This window comes from Paenibacillus sp. MCAF9, assembly GCF_052114265.1.
Taxonomy (GTDB): domain Bacteria; phylum Bacillota; class Bacilli; order Paenibacillales; family Paenibacillaceae; genus Pristimantibacillus.
Genome location: NZ_JBFREL010000036.1, coordinates 13,879 through 30,592, shown reverse-complemented (window position 1 = coordinate 30,592; position 16,714 = coordinate 13,879). Strand labels below are relative to the sequence as shown.

The window sequence follows — 16,714 nt, the reverse complement described above, 5'->3', positions numbered from 1 at the left end:
TAGTTAGTAATAGACTCTATTGTGCAGAAAGGATGAATCGTTATTAAAACTATTATTAATTTCGCCCATCGCGGAGCAAGCGGCTATTGTCCCGAAAACACGCTCGCTGCATTCAAGAAAGCCATTGAGCTAGGTGCTACTGGCATCGAAATTGATGTTCAACTAACGAAGGACGATCAAATCGTTATCATTCATGATGAATCACTAATGCGGACAACCGGCTTGAACAGGCTTGTAAAAGATACAGCATACGAGGAGCTTATGTCACTCGATGCCGGCAGCTGGTTTGACCCCGCGTTCCAAGCCGAACGAGTTCCACTTTTAGAGCAGCTTCTTGAGCTTCTCCGTCATTCGGATATCATTTTAAATATCGAGCTTAAAAACGGTATCATCCAGTATCCAGGTTTGGAGCAAAAGGTAATTGACATAGTTCGTGCCTTTGGAATGGCTGATCGCATCATCTTATCCAGCTTCAATCATTATTCGCTCTTGCTCTGCAAGCAGCTGGCGCCTGAAATTCGTACCGGTGTTCTATATATGGAAGGGCTTTATCGTCCTTGGGAATATGCTGCGACGCTTCAGGCTGATGCACTGCATCCTTTCAAATACGCTGTAACGCCAGAATGGACAGCTTCCGCCGCTGCACATGGCATTGCCTACCATCCGTTTACGGTTAATGATGCGGAAGAGATGGAGCGACTCCTTAACGCAGGTGTAGACGGAATCATTACGGATTATCCTGATCGATTGGCTGAGGTGCTGTTAAGGAGAGGGGCATAAGCGGTATGAAAAAAACATGGCTGCTCGGGTTCGGTTTTTTTAGCATCAGCATTACATGGGCGCTTTACAACGCATTCGTCCCCTTTTTTCTCGATAAGTTTTTGACGAGTACAGCGCTGATTGGATTCATGATGACGATCGATAATTACTTTGCTCTTTTTTTGCAGCCATGGATTGGAAGCCGCAGTGATCGCACAAACACGCGCCTTGGCCGAAGAATGCCCTATTTGCTCATCGGCATGCCGCTTGCAGCCTTGTTCGGTGCGCTCATCCCTTGGCACACAAGCTTGCTCACGCTCGTATTGTTTATGGTGCTTATGAATCTGTCGATGAGCTTGTACCGCTCCCCGACAGTAGCGCTTATGCCCGACATCACTCATGACAGCAAGCGTACAAAAGCAAATGGCATTATTAACTTCATGGGCGGCATCGGCTCCATTATCGCTTTCGCAGGAGGCTCGTTTCTATATGAGAAACATCACTCGCTCCCTTTTCTAGTTGCATCCATTTTAACGCTCATTTGTTTAGTCATTCTCTTGAATAACATAAAAGAAAAACGTGATGCGCTCTCTTACTCGCCTGCTGAGGAGAAAACAAAAATATCGTTTAAAGAACAATGGAACCGTCCTACGATCTTTTTGCTTGGCGCAATTTTCTTCTGGTTTCTTTCCTATCAAGGCGTTGAAGCCTTCTTTACTCTGTACGGCACAAAGCACTTACAGCTGACCGAAGGCCAATCATCATTCTCGCTCGCCTTCTTCTCACTCGCTTTTGTAGCAGCCGCCATTCCAAGCGGACTGCTTGGCAACCGCTTCGGCAAAAAGCTTATTATCACGTCAGGGGTTATTGGCCTCATCGTTATTTTTGCTGCAATCTCTTTCGCAGACGCGCTGCTCCCGCTTCGTACCTTGCTTATTATCGGAGGCATTTGCTGGGCGATGATCAATATCAATTCCTATCCGTTTATCGTTTCTCTCGGCAAAGAGCAAAGCATCGGTACACGGACAGGCATCTATTACTTAATCTCTTCACTTGCTGCTATCGCTTCACCGCCGCTCATGGGCGGCTTGATTGATCTGCTTGGATATTCCGTACTGTTCTACTTCTCATCAGGAGGCATGGTTATTGCGCTCTTGTTCCTGCTATGTGTAAAAGACAAAGGTCTCGCTAGACCTGTGAGTGATTCAGCTATTCCATCAAGCCTATAATATAAAAAATCCGGCTGCGCGTCTTCTGACGCCGCAGCCGGATTTTATTGTTATACCTTAGTGGATGCTGCCTTTGCTGAATCCGCCGCCCATGACGTCGGATACATGCTCGATAGCAATAAAGGCATTCTCATCGATGGATTGCACGATAGCTTTGAGCTTCGCAAGCTCAAGACGGGATACGACGCAATAGATCATTTGCGTTTCATCCTTCGAATAGCCGCCGCGCGCTTGGATCAAAGTCGTTGTACGGCCTAAACGGTCAATAATCGCTTGCGATACTTCATCATATTCAGAGGAAATAATCGTTACCGATTTCGACTCATCGAGACCTTCCACAACGATATCAATTAATTTAATCGCTATATAATATGTAAACATCGAGTACATGGCTGAATCCCATTCAAACACAAAACCCGCAATTACAAAAATGATAACGTTAAAAATCATGATAATTTGTCCAACTGGCATACGCATTTTCTTCGAAATCAGGATCGATACAATTTCTACGCCGTCCAGCGACCCGCCGAAACGTATCGCAAGACCCACACCTGCACCGAGAATAAGACCACCGAACAATACAGCGAGCAGTTTTTCTTCTGTAAATGCTTCAACGTGATGGAGCAATGATGTCGTGACCGACATGACGATAATGCCATAAAGGGTCGAGATCGCAAACGTTTTCCCAATTTGTTTGTAACCAAGAATTAGGAATGGTACGTTCACTGCGAACAAGAACACGCCGAGTGGAAGCGAGGTGAGGTGCGCCAACATAATCGATATGCCGGCAATGCCACCATCGATTACATTATTCGGAACGAGGAACAATTCGAGTGCGACGCCCATTAAAATCGAACCAATCGTAATAAAAATAAATCGCTTAAAAATTTCTAAAGATGATAACCCTTTATGCGTTTTTGCCAACTGCCCATCCTCCGTTTTCCCGATTTCATCCTATAACTTTAGCATAAAAAAGCATTTTTTTCAAAAACGCATGTACCTCGTTTAGAACATATGCTGTACTATCCTGTCCTTATTCCGTCGCAATAACCGTGCAAAACATCTATTTTCAGCTAGTGTTTACAAAAATATTATAAGCTTTTCAACAAAAGAAGAACTGCCTCAGCCAACATGCGCTTGGAAGCAGTTCCTCATAAACTTACCTTTATGCTCACAAATTAGTCTACGTAACCTGCAAGGCCTTTGTCCATCAAATAATCCATTTCTGCGTCCAAGATTGATTCCACAACCAGCTCATTGGACTTTACATCAGGACGGCTCAGTACATAATCTACGAGCTCGTCGCCGTCGATATCTACCTCGCCATTTTTATCTTCCTTCGCGCTGCCGATGAACGCTTGCTCATGCTTTAATACAAGCTTAATCAGCTTCTCATCCGCGTTTGTTTCGTTTGCTATATACTGCAAAAGTTCTTGCTCGTTCAGTTGTTCTGTCATCGTTAGTCATCTCCTAATTGTATCGCTCGTCTCATTGTACCACATTCATATAACCTTTATGAGACAGTACGTCTATACTTGTTGTAAAAATTGACTGCCATGCAGTTGATCATACAACCCTTTTTTGGCGAGAAGCTCGTCATGTGTACCGCGCTCCGCGATTTCACCATCTTTAATAAATAAAATGGTATCCGCATTTCGTATCGTGCTGAGACGATGAGCAATAACGAAGCTCGTTCTGCCGCTAAGCAGCTTCTTCATCGCTTCTTGAATTTGGAGCTCAGCCAGCGTATCTACACTGCTCGTTGCTTCATCGAGTATAAGCAGCGCAGGGTCTCCAAGAATGGCACGAGCAATCGTGATAAGCTGGCGCTGCCCGTGGCTTATGTTCCCGCCTTCCGCTGTCAATTCGGTCTCATAGCCTAGCGGCAGCTTCGTGATGAAGCTATTCGCATTCGCTTGAACAGCCGCCGCTTCCACCTCTTCATCGGTAGCATCCAGCTTGCCGTAGCGGATATTCTCACGAATCGTACCCGAGAACAAATGGGCATCCTGCAGCACGATTCCTAGCTGTTTGCGCAAGCTGTTTTTGTCTATCGTGCAAATGTCTTCGTCATCAATCAGTATTTGACCGTCCTTGATCTCATAGAATCGCCCAATCAGATTAATGATCGTAGTCTTGCCCGCTCCAGTTGGACCCACTAGCGCAACGGTTTCTCCCGGCTTCGCAATAAAGGAGATGTTATTAAGCGCTGCGGTTCCGTCGTTATATTCAAACCGCACATCGCGAAACTCTACCTTGCCGCCAATCGATTCCATCTCTTTCACGGACTCGGGTTCTTCATATTCTGATGGAATATCCATCATCTCAAATACCCGCTCCGCGCCTGCTACCCCTGACTGAATCATGTTATATTGATTGGCAACCTCATTTAGAGGGCCAGAGAATTGCTTTGAATAACCGAGAAAGCTTATGATGACGCCCACTGTTGCATGGTCATGAATTGCCAGCCAGCCGCCGACACCTGCAATGATCAAATAGCTGATATGACCAAACATGTTCATGAACGGGCCCATCGTACCTGAATAAATTTGGGCTTTTGTTCCGACTCTCTTCAGCTTGGCATTAGCGGCGCTGAACTTCTCAGCCATGCGCTCCTCTTGATGAAACAGGGCTACGACCTTGTGCCCCGATACCGTCTCCTCAATAAACCCGTTAAGCCCGCCAAGCTCCTGCTGCTGTCCTTTGAACTGACGCTGGGTTATCTTCGCAATTCGTTTGGTAACTATAACAATGAGCGGAATAACGATAAGTGCTACAAGCGTGAGCCACACGTTTAAGAAAAGCATCATCGCGAACGAGCCTATGAGCATGATGACGCTTGAGATGATCTGAATTAAGCTTTGATTCAGCGTATTCGTAACATTGTCGATGTCATTTGTCGTGCGGCTCATGAGCTCTCCGTGATTTTTACTCGCAAAAAACGGGATAGGCAGCTTTTGCAAATGATTAAATAATTCCTTGCGAAGGCTCCATACGGTCCGCTGCGACACATCAGCTAAATATAGGGCTTGAAGCCAGCTGACTAAGCTGCCAGCCGCGTATAGGCCAAACATAAGCAAACAAATAGAAAGCAGCCCATCGTATCGCTTCGCAATAATATAATCATCCAAAGCTTTGCCCAAAAAATAAGGACCAGCGAGCGTAAGCCCTGCGGCAACTATCGTTAGTGCAATAACCGCCAGCAGTCTAGCGCGGCCATGAAGCAAATAAGTTCCAATTCTTCTTAATGTCGTTAGCGTATGATTCATCTATCAAGCTCCTTGCTGGGAAAAGGCCATTTTCTGGTATAGCTTGCTTTGTTCAAGAAGCTCCTGATGCGTGCCAATGGCTGTAATTCGACCATCCTCAAGCACGATAATCCGATTTGCCTGCTGTACGGATGCAATTCGCTGGCCAATGATAAGACAAGTGCTGCTCTTCATAATCTCTTGCAATGATTTGCGTATGAGTAAATCCGTTCTCAGATCAACCGCGCTTGTACAATCATCAAGGATGACAATTTTGGGTTTCAGCAGCAGCGTCCGGGCAATGGACAAACGCTGCTTTTGACCGCCGGACAGATTGACCCCGCGCTGGCCAAGCAGCGTATCGTAGCCATTCTCCAGCTCCATAATGAAGGCATGAGCCTCAGCTGCCTTGGCTGCTGCCTCTATTTCATCCTGACTCGCATCCGGTTTGCCATAGCTGATATTGTCACGAATGGTTCCACTGAACAGATGCGCCTGCTGAAGCACCATACCGATATGGCTATGCAGCTCTGCAGAAGCAATCTCGTTAATTGGATGGGAATCAATGCGAATCATCCCCTCTGTCGCTTCATAAAACCTTGGAATGAGGCTGACCAGCGTTGATTTTCCTGAGCCGTTCACCCCTACGATCCCAATCGTCTCGCCCGGCTCTATATCCAGATCTATGTCGTGAAGTATATTTTTCTCCGAGCCTTCATAGCTGAAGCTCACATGGTCAAACGTAATTCTGCCAGCCTGTATTTTCTTGGACTGCTCGTTAGCTTTTCGTTCAGCTGTCCATTTATCTGCCGGCACCTCCAATATCTCGTTAATTCGGTCAGCAGAAGCCTTGGCCCGAGAGATTGCAATCAATTGATTTCCAAGTCCTAGAGTAGAAAAGAGAAGCTGTGTAATATAAGTTAAAAAGGCGGCGAGACTGCCCACTGACAGCGCCCCGTGCTCAGAAAGCATTCCCCCATACCATAATGCAGCTACAATGCTAAAATTAAGAATGATCGACACAAGCGGCGTATTAAGCGCAACGATCTTAGCTGCTTTTAGACTGGCATGCAGTAGATTTGAGTTTGTTTCATTAAAACGTTCTTCCTCGTAATCGGACCGTACAAATGCTTTCACAACACGGATACCGGACAAATTTTCTTGCATAACGGTATTCACTTGATCGAGCCGGTGCTGCATCATTGAAAACAAAGGAACGGTAATCCGAGTTGTAATGATGAGGAAGAGAGCTAATAAGGGTATCATTGCGAGCAAAATAATAGATAGGCGCGGGCTTATTACAAAAGCCATGACCAGACTGCCGATAATAATGAATGAACTTCGTGCAAATACGCGAAGCAGCAGCAATACTAAGTTCTGAATTTGTGTGACATCGCCCGTCAGTCTCGTCACGATCGAGCCTGAACCAAAACGGTCAAGCGATCGAAGCGACAGCGACTGGATTTTTTGAAACAGCTCCTGCCTCAGATCAGCCCCAAAGTTTTGCGACGCTATCGTCGAGAACACCGTACAGCCGACACCTGCTATTAGTCCGATTAATGCGGCGATCAGCATTTTGGGAGCGGTGCTCGCGATTGCTGTGAGATCACCTGCTATAATGCCCTCATTCACAATGCTCGCCATGAACCGCGGCTGCAGCAAATCCATGAACACCTCTAGCAGCATAAACAACGGTGCCAGCACAGCGCTCAGCCAATATTTCCTCAAAAATCTAGTGAGCTTTAACAACTTACCACCTCAATCTCCCATCATTTTGCGCAAACTGCAAATAAAGAGGGCAGCGCGACCCGCTCCCTCTTGGTATAGTAATTATAGCACCCATTCTCTTGTTTCTACACCTAAATAATCATAAAATAACGTTGATGGCTCGCTTTTGAACTTTCCACCTGTTAAAATCAAAATACCAATAAAAAGCTGTGCGTAACTGGCGGAACATGGATAGCCATGAGGAAGCGCACAGATCATTAGCCGTACGCCTGGGCAAAGGTAAGGGGACATACCCCTTGCCTTTTTATGTTTTTTTAACATCTATTTATAAGGGGCTGAGGTAGAAGATGACGGAGAAACTGATTTTGGATGGAGCCATTGTGGCCGATGCGATTAAAGAGCAATTGAAAGAAAGAGTTGAGACTCTAAGCAAGCGGGGAATCATTCCATGCTTAGCGACGATACTGGTGGGCGATGACCCTGCGTCTGAAACCTACGTTCGAATGAAGGGCAATGCATGCAAGAGGCTTGGCATTGATTCCAAACGTATTCATTTGAACAAAAACATTTCAACGGATGATTTGATTGACGTTATTTTGCAGCTTAATGAAGACCCGCTTATTCACGGCATCCTCTTGCAGCACCCCGTACCGCATCAAATTGATGAGCGTGCTGCCTTTGAAGCGATTAGTATCCATAAGGATGTTGATGGTGTAACCGCGCTAGGTTTTGCTCAAAATGCATTTGGTTATGCCCAGTATCCGTCATGTACCCCTGCTGCTATTATGGCTATTCTTGATTACTATAACATCAAGGTTGAAGGCAAACATGCCGTCGTCGTTGGACGAAGCCCGATTCTCGGCAAACCCGTTTCTCAGATGCTGCTGAACCGCAATGCAACCGTAACAACCTGTCATTCCAAAACGGAAAATGTAGCGGAGCTATTGCGTCTTGCCGATATCGTCGTTGCTGCAGTCGGCAAACCAAGCTTTATTCAAGGCGAATGGATTCGCGATGGCGCTGTAGTGCTAGATGCAGGGTACAATAAAGGGAATATTGGGGACGTTGATTACGAGGCGTGCCTAGCAAAAGCAAGTGCGATCACCCCTGTGCCTGCAGGCGTAGGTCCTGTTACGATCGCCACGCTTCTGAAGCATACGGTTGACTCCGCTGAGCGATTTGCACTTCATTAAGAGAGATAGGAAGAAAAACGAGAGGATCTTATTTGCTGCCTTGCAGCTAAGATCCCCTCGTTCGTTCTATAGGACGTCTACACATCCCGTTCTAATAGATACCTCGCTGTAAACTGATCGGTAATGAGTACATTCGTGTAGCCGCCGCGCAGCGCGCCATAAATGCCATCTACCTTCTTCGCTCCGCCTGCCACAAGTATCGACTGGTCCTTGCGCTTCAGTTCATCGAGACTGATTCCAATCGTGCGCTGGTTCATGAGTGTTGAACAAATATTGCCTGTTATATCGATATAGCGTGAGCATATATCCCCAGCTGCCTTCTCGCGAATAATTTCCAGATCGGAATCTGTGAAATAATTGGCTCTAATTAATACAGAATCATCCGTAGGGGCTCCCACGGTTACAACGGCAATATTAGAGAGCTTCCCTAGCTCCAAAATATTGCGGATATGGCGATCCGATTCAATCGTCCGCTTGACAACCTCATGATCAACAAGCGCCGGCAACGGAATAAAGTAAGGTATCGTATGGAAAGCCTTGCCGAATAAATGAACAATTTCATAAGCGTATGTATTGGTCTCTGAATGGCTAACCCCTCCGTTGAGCTGCACGACCTTAACGTCGCGAACCGGCTTATCCTTAAGCTGAGAAGCCATTTGAAAGAGCGTCGTTCCCCACGTTGTCGCAATGATATCGCCATCTTTTACCGTATCGTATAAATAGTTCGCTGCCGCTTCGCCAATATACCTTTTTACGATGCTGTCCTCATACTGCGGCACAGAAACGATAACCGCTTTTTTCAGCCCAAACTTCGCTTCCAAACGATTCGCCAGAACAAAATTGTTTTCGTTCGGGTGTACGATTTTTATTTGAACGTACCCCTCATCTTTCGCCTGCTGTAAAAATCTTGATATCGTAGGGCGCGATACCCCCAGCTTCTGAGCGATTTCTTCCTGATTATAATCTAGTTCATAATACAGCCTTGCTACATCAATCATTTTGCTAAGCTTATCATCCAGTCGATCATCAGCCATCCAAGTTTCACTCTTTCTATTTATGTCTAGAAATGCAAACGGTATCTACTCCCTCTAATTTAACATAGGTTTCAAATGAAGTGTCGCCTTCTTTGTATGAAAACAACAAATCTTACTAAAAAAAACGTCCCACCCCACTCTTAACAAGTGGAATGGGACGCTTTTGCTTAATTAAATTCCGTTTCTTCCTTCATACTCTAGTGCGGACAAAATCAGTGTAACCACATCTGCTCTTGTTGCATTTTTCTTAGGTGCAAATTTATTGCCGCCCATGCCTGCTACTAGTCCTTCGGCTTGTGCCGCAGCGATATAAGGACGTGCCCATACAGGGATGTCACTCAAATCAGCAAACGTCGGCTTCGCCTTCGGATCAACTTTAATGCCTAGTGCGCGAACAAGAATTACGGTCATTTCCGTTCTTGTTAATTCACTTGATGGTCGAAGCGTATTATCCTCGTAGCCTGCAATGACCTTATCTTCAATAAGCTGTGCAAAGAAGGAGCGTGCCCATGCAGGAACTTTATCTGCATCTGCAAAGTCCAGCTTGCTTGTCGACGATTCAAGCTTCAGCGCCCTGCCTACCATTGTAATAAATTGTGCTCTTGTTGCTGTGTCTCCAGGGTGGAACGTGCCGTCTCCATACCCATTAACAAACCCAATTTCCACTGCCTTCGCAATAGCATCTGCCGCCCAGTGGCCGCGTACATCACTAAATGTGATGGATGGTGTCGGCGTTGGTGTCGTCACCGGCGGTGTCGTCGGTGTTGGCGTTGGTGTCGGCGTCGGTGTTGTCACCGGCGGTGTTGTTGGTGTTGGAGTAGGTGTCGGAACTACAACATTCACATCAACAATGCGTCCTTCTGTCGTTGCATTAATCGTACCTAGTTGATTGATATACTCCAAGAATACCTCGTAGTCAACAATGTTCATTTCGTGCTGACGTCCAGCATCTTTGGCTTGCTTCATCGAGCGATAGAAATCGCCGCCATTAGCCATAAATGAGTTTGTTGCTACAAAATAATAAGCATTCAAATCAATTGCGCTGTAGCTGCCGTCTGCGTTTTTAATTTCAACCTTCGTAATGCGTTCGCCAGCCTGCTTAAGCTTTCCGTCTGCATCCAATATTTCAGGGTTCTTATTAGAATCGTAGTAGAAGCGCATGCCCGATACTTGCGGGAAGCGGCCTTCTCCGGTTTTGATTCCACTTACACCGTTCTCAAGCGCAGCAATAATTTCTTGGCCTGTCATACGAAGCGCCGTAAGGTTGTTTCCGAAAGGCATCACCGTAAGTAATTCGCCCATCGAGATGTCTCCATCTACTTTACCCTCAGCGGTTTTCTTAATTGATTCGCGAATACCTCCGCCATTCTGAATGCCAACATAACCTTTTACATCCAATTGCTTTAATGCCTCGTTGCTGTTTACGAAGCTTTTTACTTTGGAGACCATACCGTCTGTGATCAAGTTTCCTAAGTTGGTTTCTTTTGACCGTACAGAATTACGATCACCATCCAGGAACACATTTGTTTTACCGATGACTTGCTTCTGAATATCGGCAACACCCGCACTGTATGGCTTCAACATTTCAACAGCTTCCGGGTCCGCTGCATAACCGCTAACTGTAAGCAGCTTGCCATTCCATGCGGTCAATATCCCTTTGTTATTGAATTCGAGGTCCAAACGGCCCAAATAATTGCCATATTGTTCTGCCTGTACAACGAGTGTCGGTTCTCCCGTAGCATGATATACAAGCGGTGCGTCAACCTTCGTGTGGCTATGTCCACCGACGATAACGTCGATGCCCGTAACCTTCTCAGCCAATACTTTATCAAATTCATTTCCTAGATGCGTCAATGCCACAATCTTATTGATGCCTTCTTTTTCGAGCATTTTGACCGTTTCTTCAGCTTTCTTAATATAATCCTCGAACACAATATTATCTCCTGGCGATGCAAGGAATTTTGTGTCCTCCGTTGTTAAGCCGAATACGCCGATCTTTTGCCCGCCTTCATCCAATATGATCGCGTCATAAATTTTACCTTTCGCAGCTGGTTTACCGATTGCCTGCTCAGACACAAGTCCGTTCATTGCAGGTTCCTTGCTGAAGTCGATATTTGAGCTTACAAACGGGAACTCCGCTTTTTTAATAAAATCAGCAAGTACGGATGGACCTTTATCGAATTCGTGGTTTCCGAATACCATCGCGTCATAACCAATCTTATTCATAAACGCCAAGTCCGCTTGACCAAGATATTTGTTGAAGAACAGCGTACCTGAGAACACATCACCTGCATCTAGCAAGATAGAGTCTTTTACTTCTGCACGAATTTCTTTAATCGCTGTAAAACGTTTTGCAATCGAATCAAGGTGAGCATGCGTGTCGTTCACATGCATAATCGTTAGCTTAAATGGATCGTTGTCACCTGGAAGCGGCTCGCCTTTTAGATCTGTAATACGGCCTTCTAACCCCATATTGATAGTGCCTATTTTCGTAAGGTATTCGATAAACACCTCGTAGTCAACGATGTTCATCTCATACTGACGACCATCATCTTTCGCTTTCTTCATGGAGCGGTAGAAGTCTCCGCCATTAGCCATAAAAGAATTTGTTGCTACAAAATAATAAGCATTCAGATCAATAGCACTGTAGCTGCCGTCAGCGTTCTTAATTTCTACCTTTGCTATACGCTTACCCGCAGTTACAAGCTGTCCATTCGCATCTAGTACTTCCGGCTGCTTCTTGGAATCATAGTAGTAACGCATGCCAGATACTTGTGGGAATCGACCTTGAACCGTTTCAATGCCGCTTACACCATTCTCTAACGCATCCACAATTTCCTGACCCGTCATACGAAGTGATGTAAGATTATTGCCGAATGGCATAACTTCCAAAAGCTCACCTAGTGTAATGTCACCATCCGCTTTGCCTATAGCTTTCAGCGGAATAGGTTTACGAATTCCGCCACCATTTTGAATCCCCACGAATCCTTTTACATCCAATTTCTTTAAATCAGGATTGCTGTCAACAAAGCTTTTCACTTTAGAAACCATTCCATCTGTCATTATGTTTCCAAGATTGACTTCCGCAACACGACCAGAAGGGTTGCCACCATCTAAAAATACATTCGTTTTACCAATAACCTGTTGTTTAATAGCTTCAATACCCTTTGTGTATGGATCAAGCAATTCAGACGCTACCGGATCTGGAGCAAATGTTGCAATATCGAGCAGTTTGCCATCCCATTTAGTCAGTACGCCTGCTTGATTGAATTTGAGATCCAAGCGTCCCAAATATTTGTTATACTCCTCCGCCTGTACAACTAGCGTTGGCTCTCCATGTGTCTTGACTACCTTAGGAGCGTCTACTTTCGTATGGCTGTGACCTCCTACGATAACATCAATTCCAGCTACTTGCTCAGCCAATTGAAGATCGAATGCATGACCAAGATGAGTCAAAGCAATGATTTTGTTGATGCCTTGATCTTGCAGCATTTTGACGGTTTCTTTCGCTTTAGCGATATAATCATTAAATATGATATTTGGTCCCGGAGACGCAAGAAACTTCGTATCCTCTGTAGTTAAGCCAATTACGCCGACTTTCGTCTTGTCCTCGCCTACTTCAAGAATAAGTGAATTATAAATCTTTCCATCCTGAGCCGCTTCACCAGCCGCTTGCTCGGATAATAATCCGTTAAGTGCAGGCTCCTTGCTGAAATCAATGTTGGAGCTAACAAATGGGAATTTTGCTTTTTTCACAAAATCTGCCAGCACCGATAATTCTTTGTCAAACTCATGATTACCGAAAACCATAGCATTGTATTTCATCAAATTCATAAACGTTAAATCTGCCTGGCCTAAGTATTTATTAAAATACAAAGTGCCCGAGAATACATCGCCAGCATCAAGAAGGAGTGAATTAACTGTTTCATTTCGAACCTGCTGAACTGCAGTAACTCTCTTTGCAACATTCGCCAAATTCGCATGTGTATCATTCGTATGCATGAGCGTCATCGCAAACTCAGCCGCTTTTTTAGAAGACAGATCCAGCTGCGCAAGAAGCGGATCATGATCGCTTACTCTGCCCTGTTCTGTAGAGAAATCTGCATTGACGTGAACCACGTCGATTTCTGCTGTTGTCCCATTCGCTTTATCCACGAGGATGTGATCAAGCGTTTGTGAATTACCGTCATAGATATACGAGTAACGCTCTGAAACTGGCAGCGTATCAACAAGATTTGTTAATTCATTGCCTTTAATTTTGTTCAATGTGCCTGAGAATTGGAAATCGTTAAAGTCGCCTAACACGACTACACTTGCTTCAGGGTCTTTCGTTGTCAATTCCTTCACGAAGCTATTAACAGCTTCCGCTTGCTTCGCGCGCTGCACTTCGCTGCTGCGAACAACCGGCTGAACATCACCCCAAGGCTTGCCGTCTCCACCTTTTGAATTCAGATGGTTCGCAATCGCAACAACTCGTTTTCCTTGGAACATAAATTCTGCTACAAGCGGTTTACGAGATGAAGCAAATGTTGAAGCGTCATCAGAGCCAATACGACCAGGATTTTGCGTTAAGCCGCCAATTCCGTTTACTTTAATTGTTGATTTGTAATCGCCTTTCGTTCCTTGAGCAAGTGTTACACGTTCGGCTTGATATAAGAAGCCTACTCGGATATTACCGCCAGGAGCGCCGCCATCTTTATTTCTCTCAGGAGCGATGTCTGTATAAGAATACGTAGGTCCGCCTTTTGCTTTAATCGCATCAATCAGCGTTTTGAAGCTTTGGTCAGCATCCGTATTTTCGGTATCCTTTTCACCGTCGTTGTCTTGTACTTCCATTAAACCGATAATGTCTGGCTGCTTCATATTCGTTACAATAATTGAAGCAATTTTTGCAGCTTTAGCGGTTTGATCTGCGCTGAAGTTTTCCACATTAAATGTAGCAATCGTCAGCTTGTCCGGGTTAGGTACAATATTCGTTACCTTCTGGACGTTTGCGCTGCGTACGATAGTTGGCAAAGCTTGTGTAGGCATCAGCTTATACAGATCACCAGCGTATTGAATTACGCCAACGATATTGCCATTAAAAGCATCTCCAGTTTTAATTTCTGCACCAGCTGGCTTTGATCCGCCAACATACAGCTTCTGCGGGTTCAAGCTGCTATCAATAGCAGACAAACCATTTCCTTGCAATACAATTCCGCCTACAGCGGTTTTCACTGGATTGTTGGCACCATTATCAAACGTAATTGGAGTTACCGCATTCGCGTAAGGTCCAGTAATCGTTGGATTTTTCACTTCAACGAGCATGCTCTCCAAACTCTCGAAGAAATCAATTGCATCGTTCTCTGGGTTGAACTTGCTAAAGCTGTCGGTATCGATCAGGTTAGGAATGATTCTGCCGCCTGTTCCTACCAATGTAGCTGTAGGAAGCTGGTTATTGCTCGATACCTTAGTGATTGTTGCTGCATTGATTTGCGTTACAGTCAAAGATGGACTGTTTCCAAATTCCTCTACAGTACCTGTGACTGATACTCCATCCTTAACAGCTAGACCATGTGCTGGCTTGTACACCTGAATAGCCTCAGACGTATTCGGATTCTCATCCTGCTCCCCATCAGGTGCCTGCATGTAGAAGGAATTCGCACTGACCGAAGTAATAATACCAGTAACATTCGAAACCTTTACATTGGTATAGATCGATTTATGCGTCTCACCTTGAATTGTATGAATGGCAATACCATTCGTATTTTCTAATACTTTATACGTAAACGTCGATACATCACTTGTCACTCCACCAGCTGTTACGACTGCTTTAATGACCATATCCGCATTTACGACAATGGCTTTTGTATAAAGCGTTCCTGTTGTAGCTGTAGGAACTGTTCCGTCTGTCGTGTAACGAATCACACCACCCGGAACTAGTGAGCTTAGCGATACAGCTCCTCCAGCGTTAATGCCGCCTGACGGAATGCTCGCTTGAACAGCCAACCGTTTCTCAACAATGTCTAGTGTATAACGCGGCAATAATTCCAATCCTACACTGGAATGGAACGTCATAACGCCAGTAACCTGCTCGAAAGTTTTACCTGCCACGAACGAAGCATCGGAAGAATAAATAATAACTTTGCCGCCATTCACAGCATCGGTAGCTGTAACAACGCCGCTGGCAACACTTTCAACTTTAATATTTTTGACTTGAACCAAACGACCTTCGAATTTGTTGCGATTTTCAGTGGTTTTGCCAAAGCTCGAAGAATCAACAACGATCTGATCTGGAATAGGAGCAGAACCCGTTACTTTTGCATTTTCAGCAGATGCCTCCAATTGAAGCAATCCCGAAAATTCAGTCAGCTTGCCGAAAGCCTCAATGACGTCCCCCGGCTGTGCCGAGACGCTGCTTGGAACTCTAACAATAATGCCTCCGTTTTGATCCTGTACGAAAAGATTTACAAAAGCGCCTGAATCCGCTCGGTGTGTTACAACACCACTAAGAGTTACGCTTGTACCAAGTGCAGCCGCACGTGCTTGTGCGATAGTCACTAGTGTAGAGATCGTATAAGAATATTCACGCAAAGCACTATTTGGAAAACCTTCTTTTTTGGCATAAGTATGAACCGTTGTAGGCGCATTAATTTTGATTTCTGTTACATTCGGTTGATACCATGTAAAGTCCTCTGGAGCGACTTGTGCATCACCTGCTCCATATACACTGTAGTAAACGCTGGCGCCAACTGTTGGCGTCGAGAGCTTAATGATTGTACCCGGAAGTACAGCTCCTTCGTTCACGTCTGGCGTTACTGCTTCAACATCAACAGCGACAACACCGTATGTGGAGTTGCGCGGGTCAGGAGTGCCCACTTCGAAATCCGCTTTATTGTTATCAGTGTCCTGAGCGCGATTACCTTTACGAATCACTGCTGTAACATTAGTAAGTGAAGTACCAGCAGGACCTGCGCCTTCAAATTCAACGCTGGTACCATAACCAACCAAATCGATGATATTATTTTTACTATCTACTAGCTTTACCTTTCCTCCCGCTGCTCCCAAGGCAAGGGTGCCAGTATCATCCGGACTAGGCAGGTTAGGGGCATTAACATCTGTACCCGCAGACTGTTGAACTAGATAATATTTTCCAGCTCCAACCTTAATATCTTTTAATTGCATGAAACTATCCGGCCATACCCCCACTTTCGAAGATGCCGATCCGTAAAACAATTTCATTCCATCCAATGAAATGTCATGATTCGTTGGATTGTAAAGCTCAATAAAATCCTGCTTAAACGTCGAGCCAGTTCCGTTTCCCCCACCGCCATACACTTGTGAAATAACGATATTATCTCCTGCAGGCGACGCCTGAACCGGCGCACCTAAGCTGCCGAGCGTACCTCCAACCAAAAGAAGAGCCGCTAACAGCATGCAAGCTTTTCTTTGTATTCGTATGACCAATTTGTGCATCCTACATTTTCCCCTCTCCACAACCATTAATGAATAAAATAGTTTACCCAACAATTAGATTAGCTACA

General features: G+C 45.2%; 9 protein-coding genes and 1 riboswitch. Of the genes, 3 read left to right on the top strand and 6 right to left on the bottom strand.

Annotated features, from left to right (window positions below; genetic code table 11):
• Window positions 1-42: 42 nt before the first annotated feature.
• Together AB4Z45_RS29345 and AB4Z45_RS29340 are read left to right on the top strand one after the other, a co-directional pair.
• The gene (locus AB4Z45_RS29345) at window positions 43-780 is read left to right on the top strand and encodes a glycerophosphodiester phosphodiesterase (RefSeq protein ID WP_441912878.1); all 738 of its coding nucleotides are present in this window, start codon (window positions 43-45) and stop codon (window positions 778-780) included.
• 5 nt (window positions 781-785) lie between these two features.
• On the top strand, window positions 786-1,988 hold the full coding sequence (locus AB4Z45_RS29340) for an SLC45 family MFS transporter (protein ID WP_441912860.1): 1,203 nt from the start codon (window positions 786-788) through the stop codon (window positions 1,986-1,988).
• A 57-nt stretch (window positions 1,989-2,045) separates the two neighbouring features.
• Here AB4Z45_RS29340 and AB4Z45_RS29335 read toward each other — a convergent pair whose 3' ends face one another.
• From AB4Z45_RS29335 to AB4Z45_RS29320, 4 genes are all read right to left on the bottom strand, one after another.
• Window positions 2,046-2,912: a YitT family protein gene (locus AB4Z45_RS29335; protein WP_441912859.1), complete on the bottom strand. Its 867-nt coding sequence runs from the start codon at window positions 2,910-2,912 to the stop codon at window positions 2,046-2,048.
• Between the two features lie 254 nt (window positions 2,913-3,166).
• Window positions 3,167-3,445, bottom strand: coding sequence for a hypothetical protein (locus AB4Z45_RS29330; RefSeq protein ID WP_076267180.1), 279 nt, complete (start codon window positions 3,443-3,445; stop codon window positions 3,167-3,169).
• Window positions 3,446-3,517: 72 nt separating this feature from the next.
• On the bottom strand, window positions 3,518-5,257 hold the full coding sequence (locus tag AB4Z45_RS29325; RefSeq protein WP_441912858.1) for an ABC transporter ATP-binding protein: 1,740 nt from the start codon (window positions 5,255-5,257) through the stop codon (window positions 3,518-3,520).
• A gap of 3 nt (window positions 5,258-5,260) precedes the next feature.
• Complete coding sequence (locus tag AB4Z45_RS29320; RefSeq protein WP_441912857.1) at window positions 5,261-6,985, bottom strand: ABC transporter ATP-binding protein; 1,725 nt, start codon at window positions 6,983-6,985, stop codon at window positions 5,261-5,263.
• Between the two features lie 182 nt (window positions 6,986-7,167).
• Window positions 7,168-7,246, top strand: a riboswitch (ZMP/ZTP riboswitch).
• Window positions 7,247-7,311: 65 nt separating this feature from the next.
• Between AB4Z45_RS29320 and AB4Z45_RS29315 the strand changes: the two genes are divergently transcribed.
• A complete protein-coding gene (locus AB4Z45_RS29315; protein ID WP_441912856.1) occupies window positions 7,312-8,157 on the top strand; it encodes a bifunctional 5,10-methylenetetrahydrofolate dehydrogenase/5,10-methenyltetrahydrofolate cyclohydrolase in 846 nt (281 codons plus the stop codon).
• 77 nt (window positions 8,158-8,234) lie between these two features.
• Here AB4Z45_RS29315 and AB4Z45_RS29310 read toward each other — a convergent pair whose 3' ends face one another.
• Together AB4Z45_RS29310 and AB4Z45_RS29305 are read right to left on the bottom strand one after the other, a co-directional pair.
• Window positions 8,235-9,191, bottom strand: coding sequence for a sugar-binding transcriptional regulator (locus AB4Z45_RS29310; RefSeq protein ID WP_076267183.1), 957 nt, complete (start codon window positions 9,189-9,191; stop codon window positions 8,235-8,237).
• 171 nt (window positions 9,192-9,362) lie between these two features.
• Entirely contained in the window at window positions 9,363-16,646 is a 7,284-nt protein-coding gene (locus tag AB4Z45_RS29305; RefSeq protein WP_441912855.1) for a 5'-nucleotidase C-terminal domain-containing protein, read from the bottom strand.
• Window positions 16,647-16,714: the final 68 nt, after the last annotated feature.

Coding starts and splice junctions, on each gene's coding strand:
- AB4Z45_RS29340 (WP_441912860.1), top strand. CDS start 786: ATGAAAAAAACATGGCTGCTCGGGTTCGGTTTTTTTAGCATCAGCATT.
- AB4Z45_RS29330 (WP_076267180.1), bottom strand. CDS start 3,445: ATGACAGAACAACTGAACGAGCAAGAACTTTTGCAGTATATAGCAAAC.
- AB4Z45_RS29325 (WP_441912858.1), bottom strand. CDS start 5,257: ATGAATCATACGCTAACGACATTAAGAAGAATTGGAACTTATTTGCTT.
- AB4Z45_RS29315 (WP_441912856.1), top strand. CDS start 7,312: ATGACGGAGAAACTGATTTTGGATGGAGCCATTGTGGCCGATGCGATT.
- AB4Z45_RS29310 (WP_076267183.1), bottom strand. CDS start 9,191: ATGGCTGATGATCGACTGGATGATAAGCTTAGCAAAATGATTGATGTA.
- AB4Z45_RS29305 (WP_441912855.1), bottom strand. CDS start 16,646: ATGCACAAATTGGTCATACGAATACAAAGAAAAGCTTGCATGCTGTTA.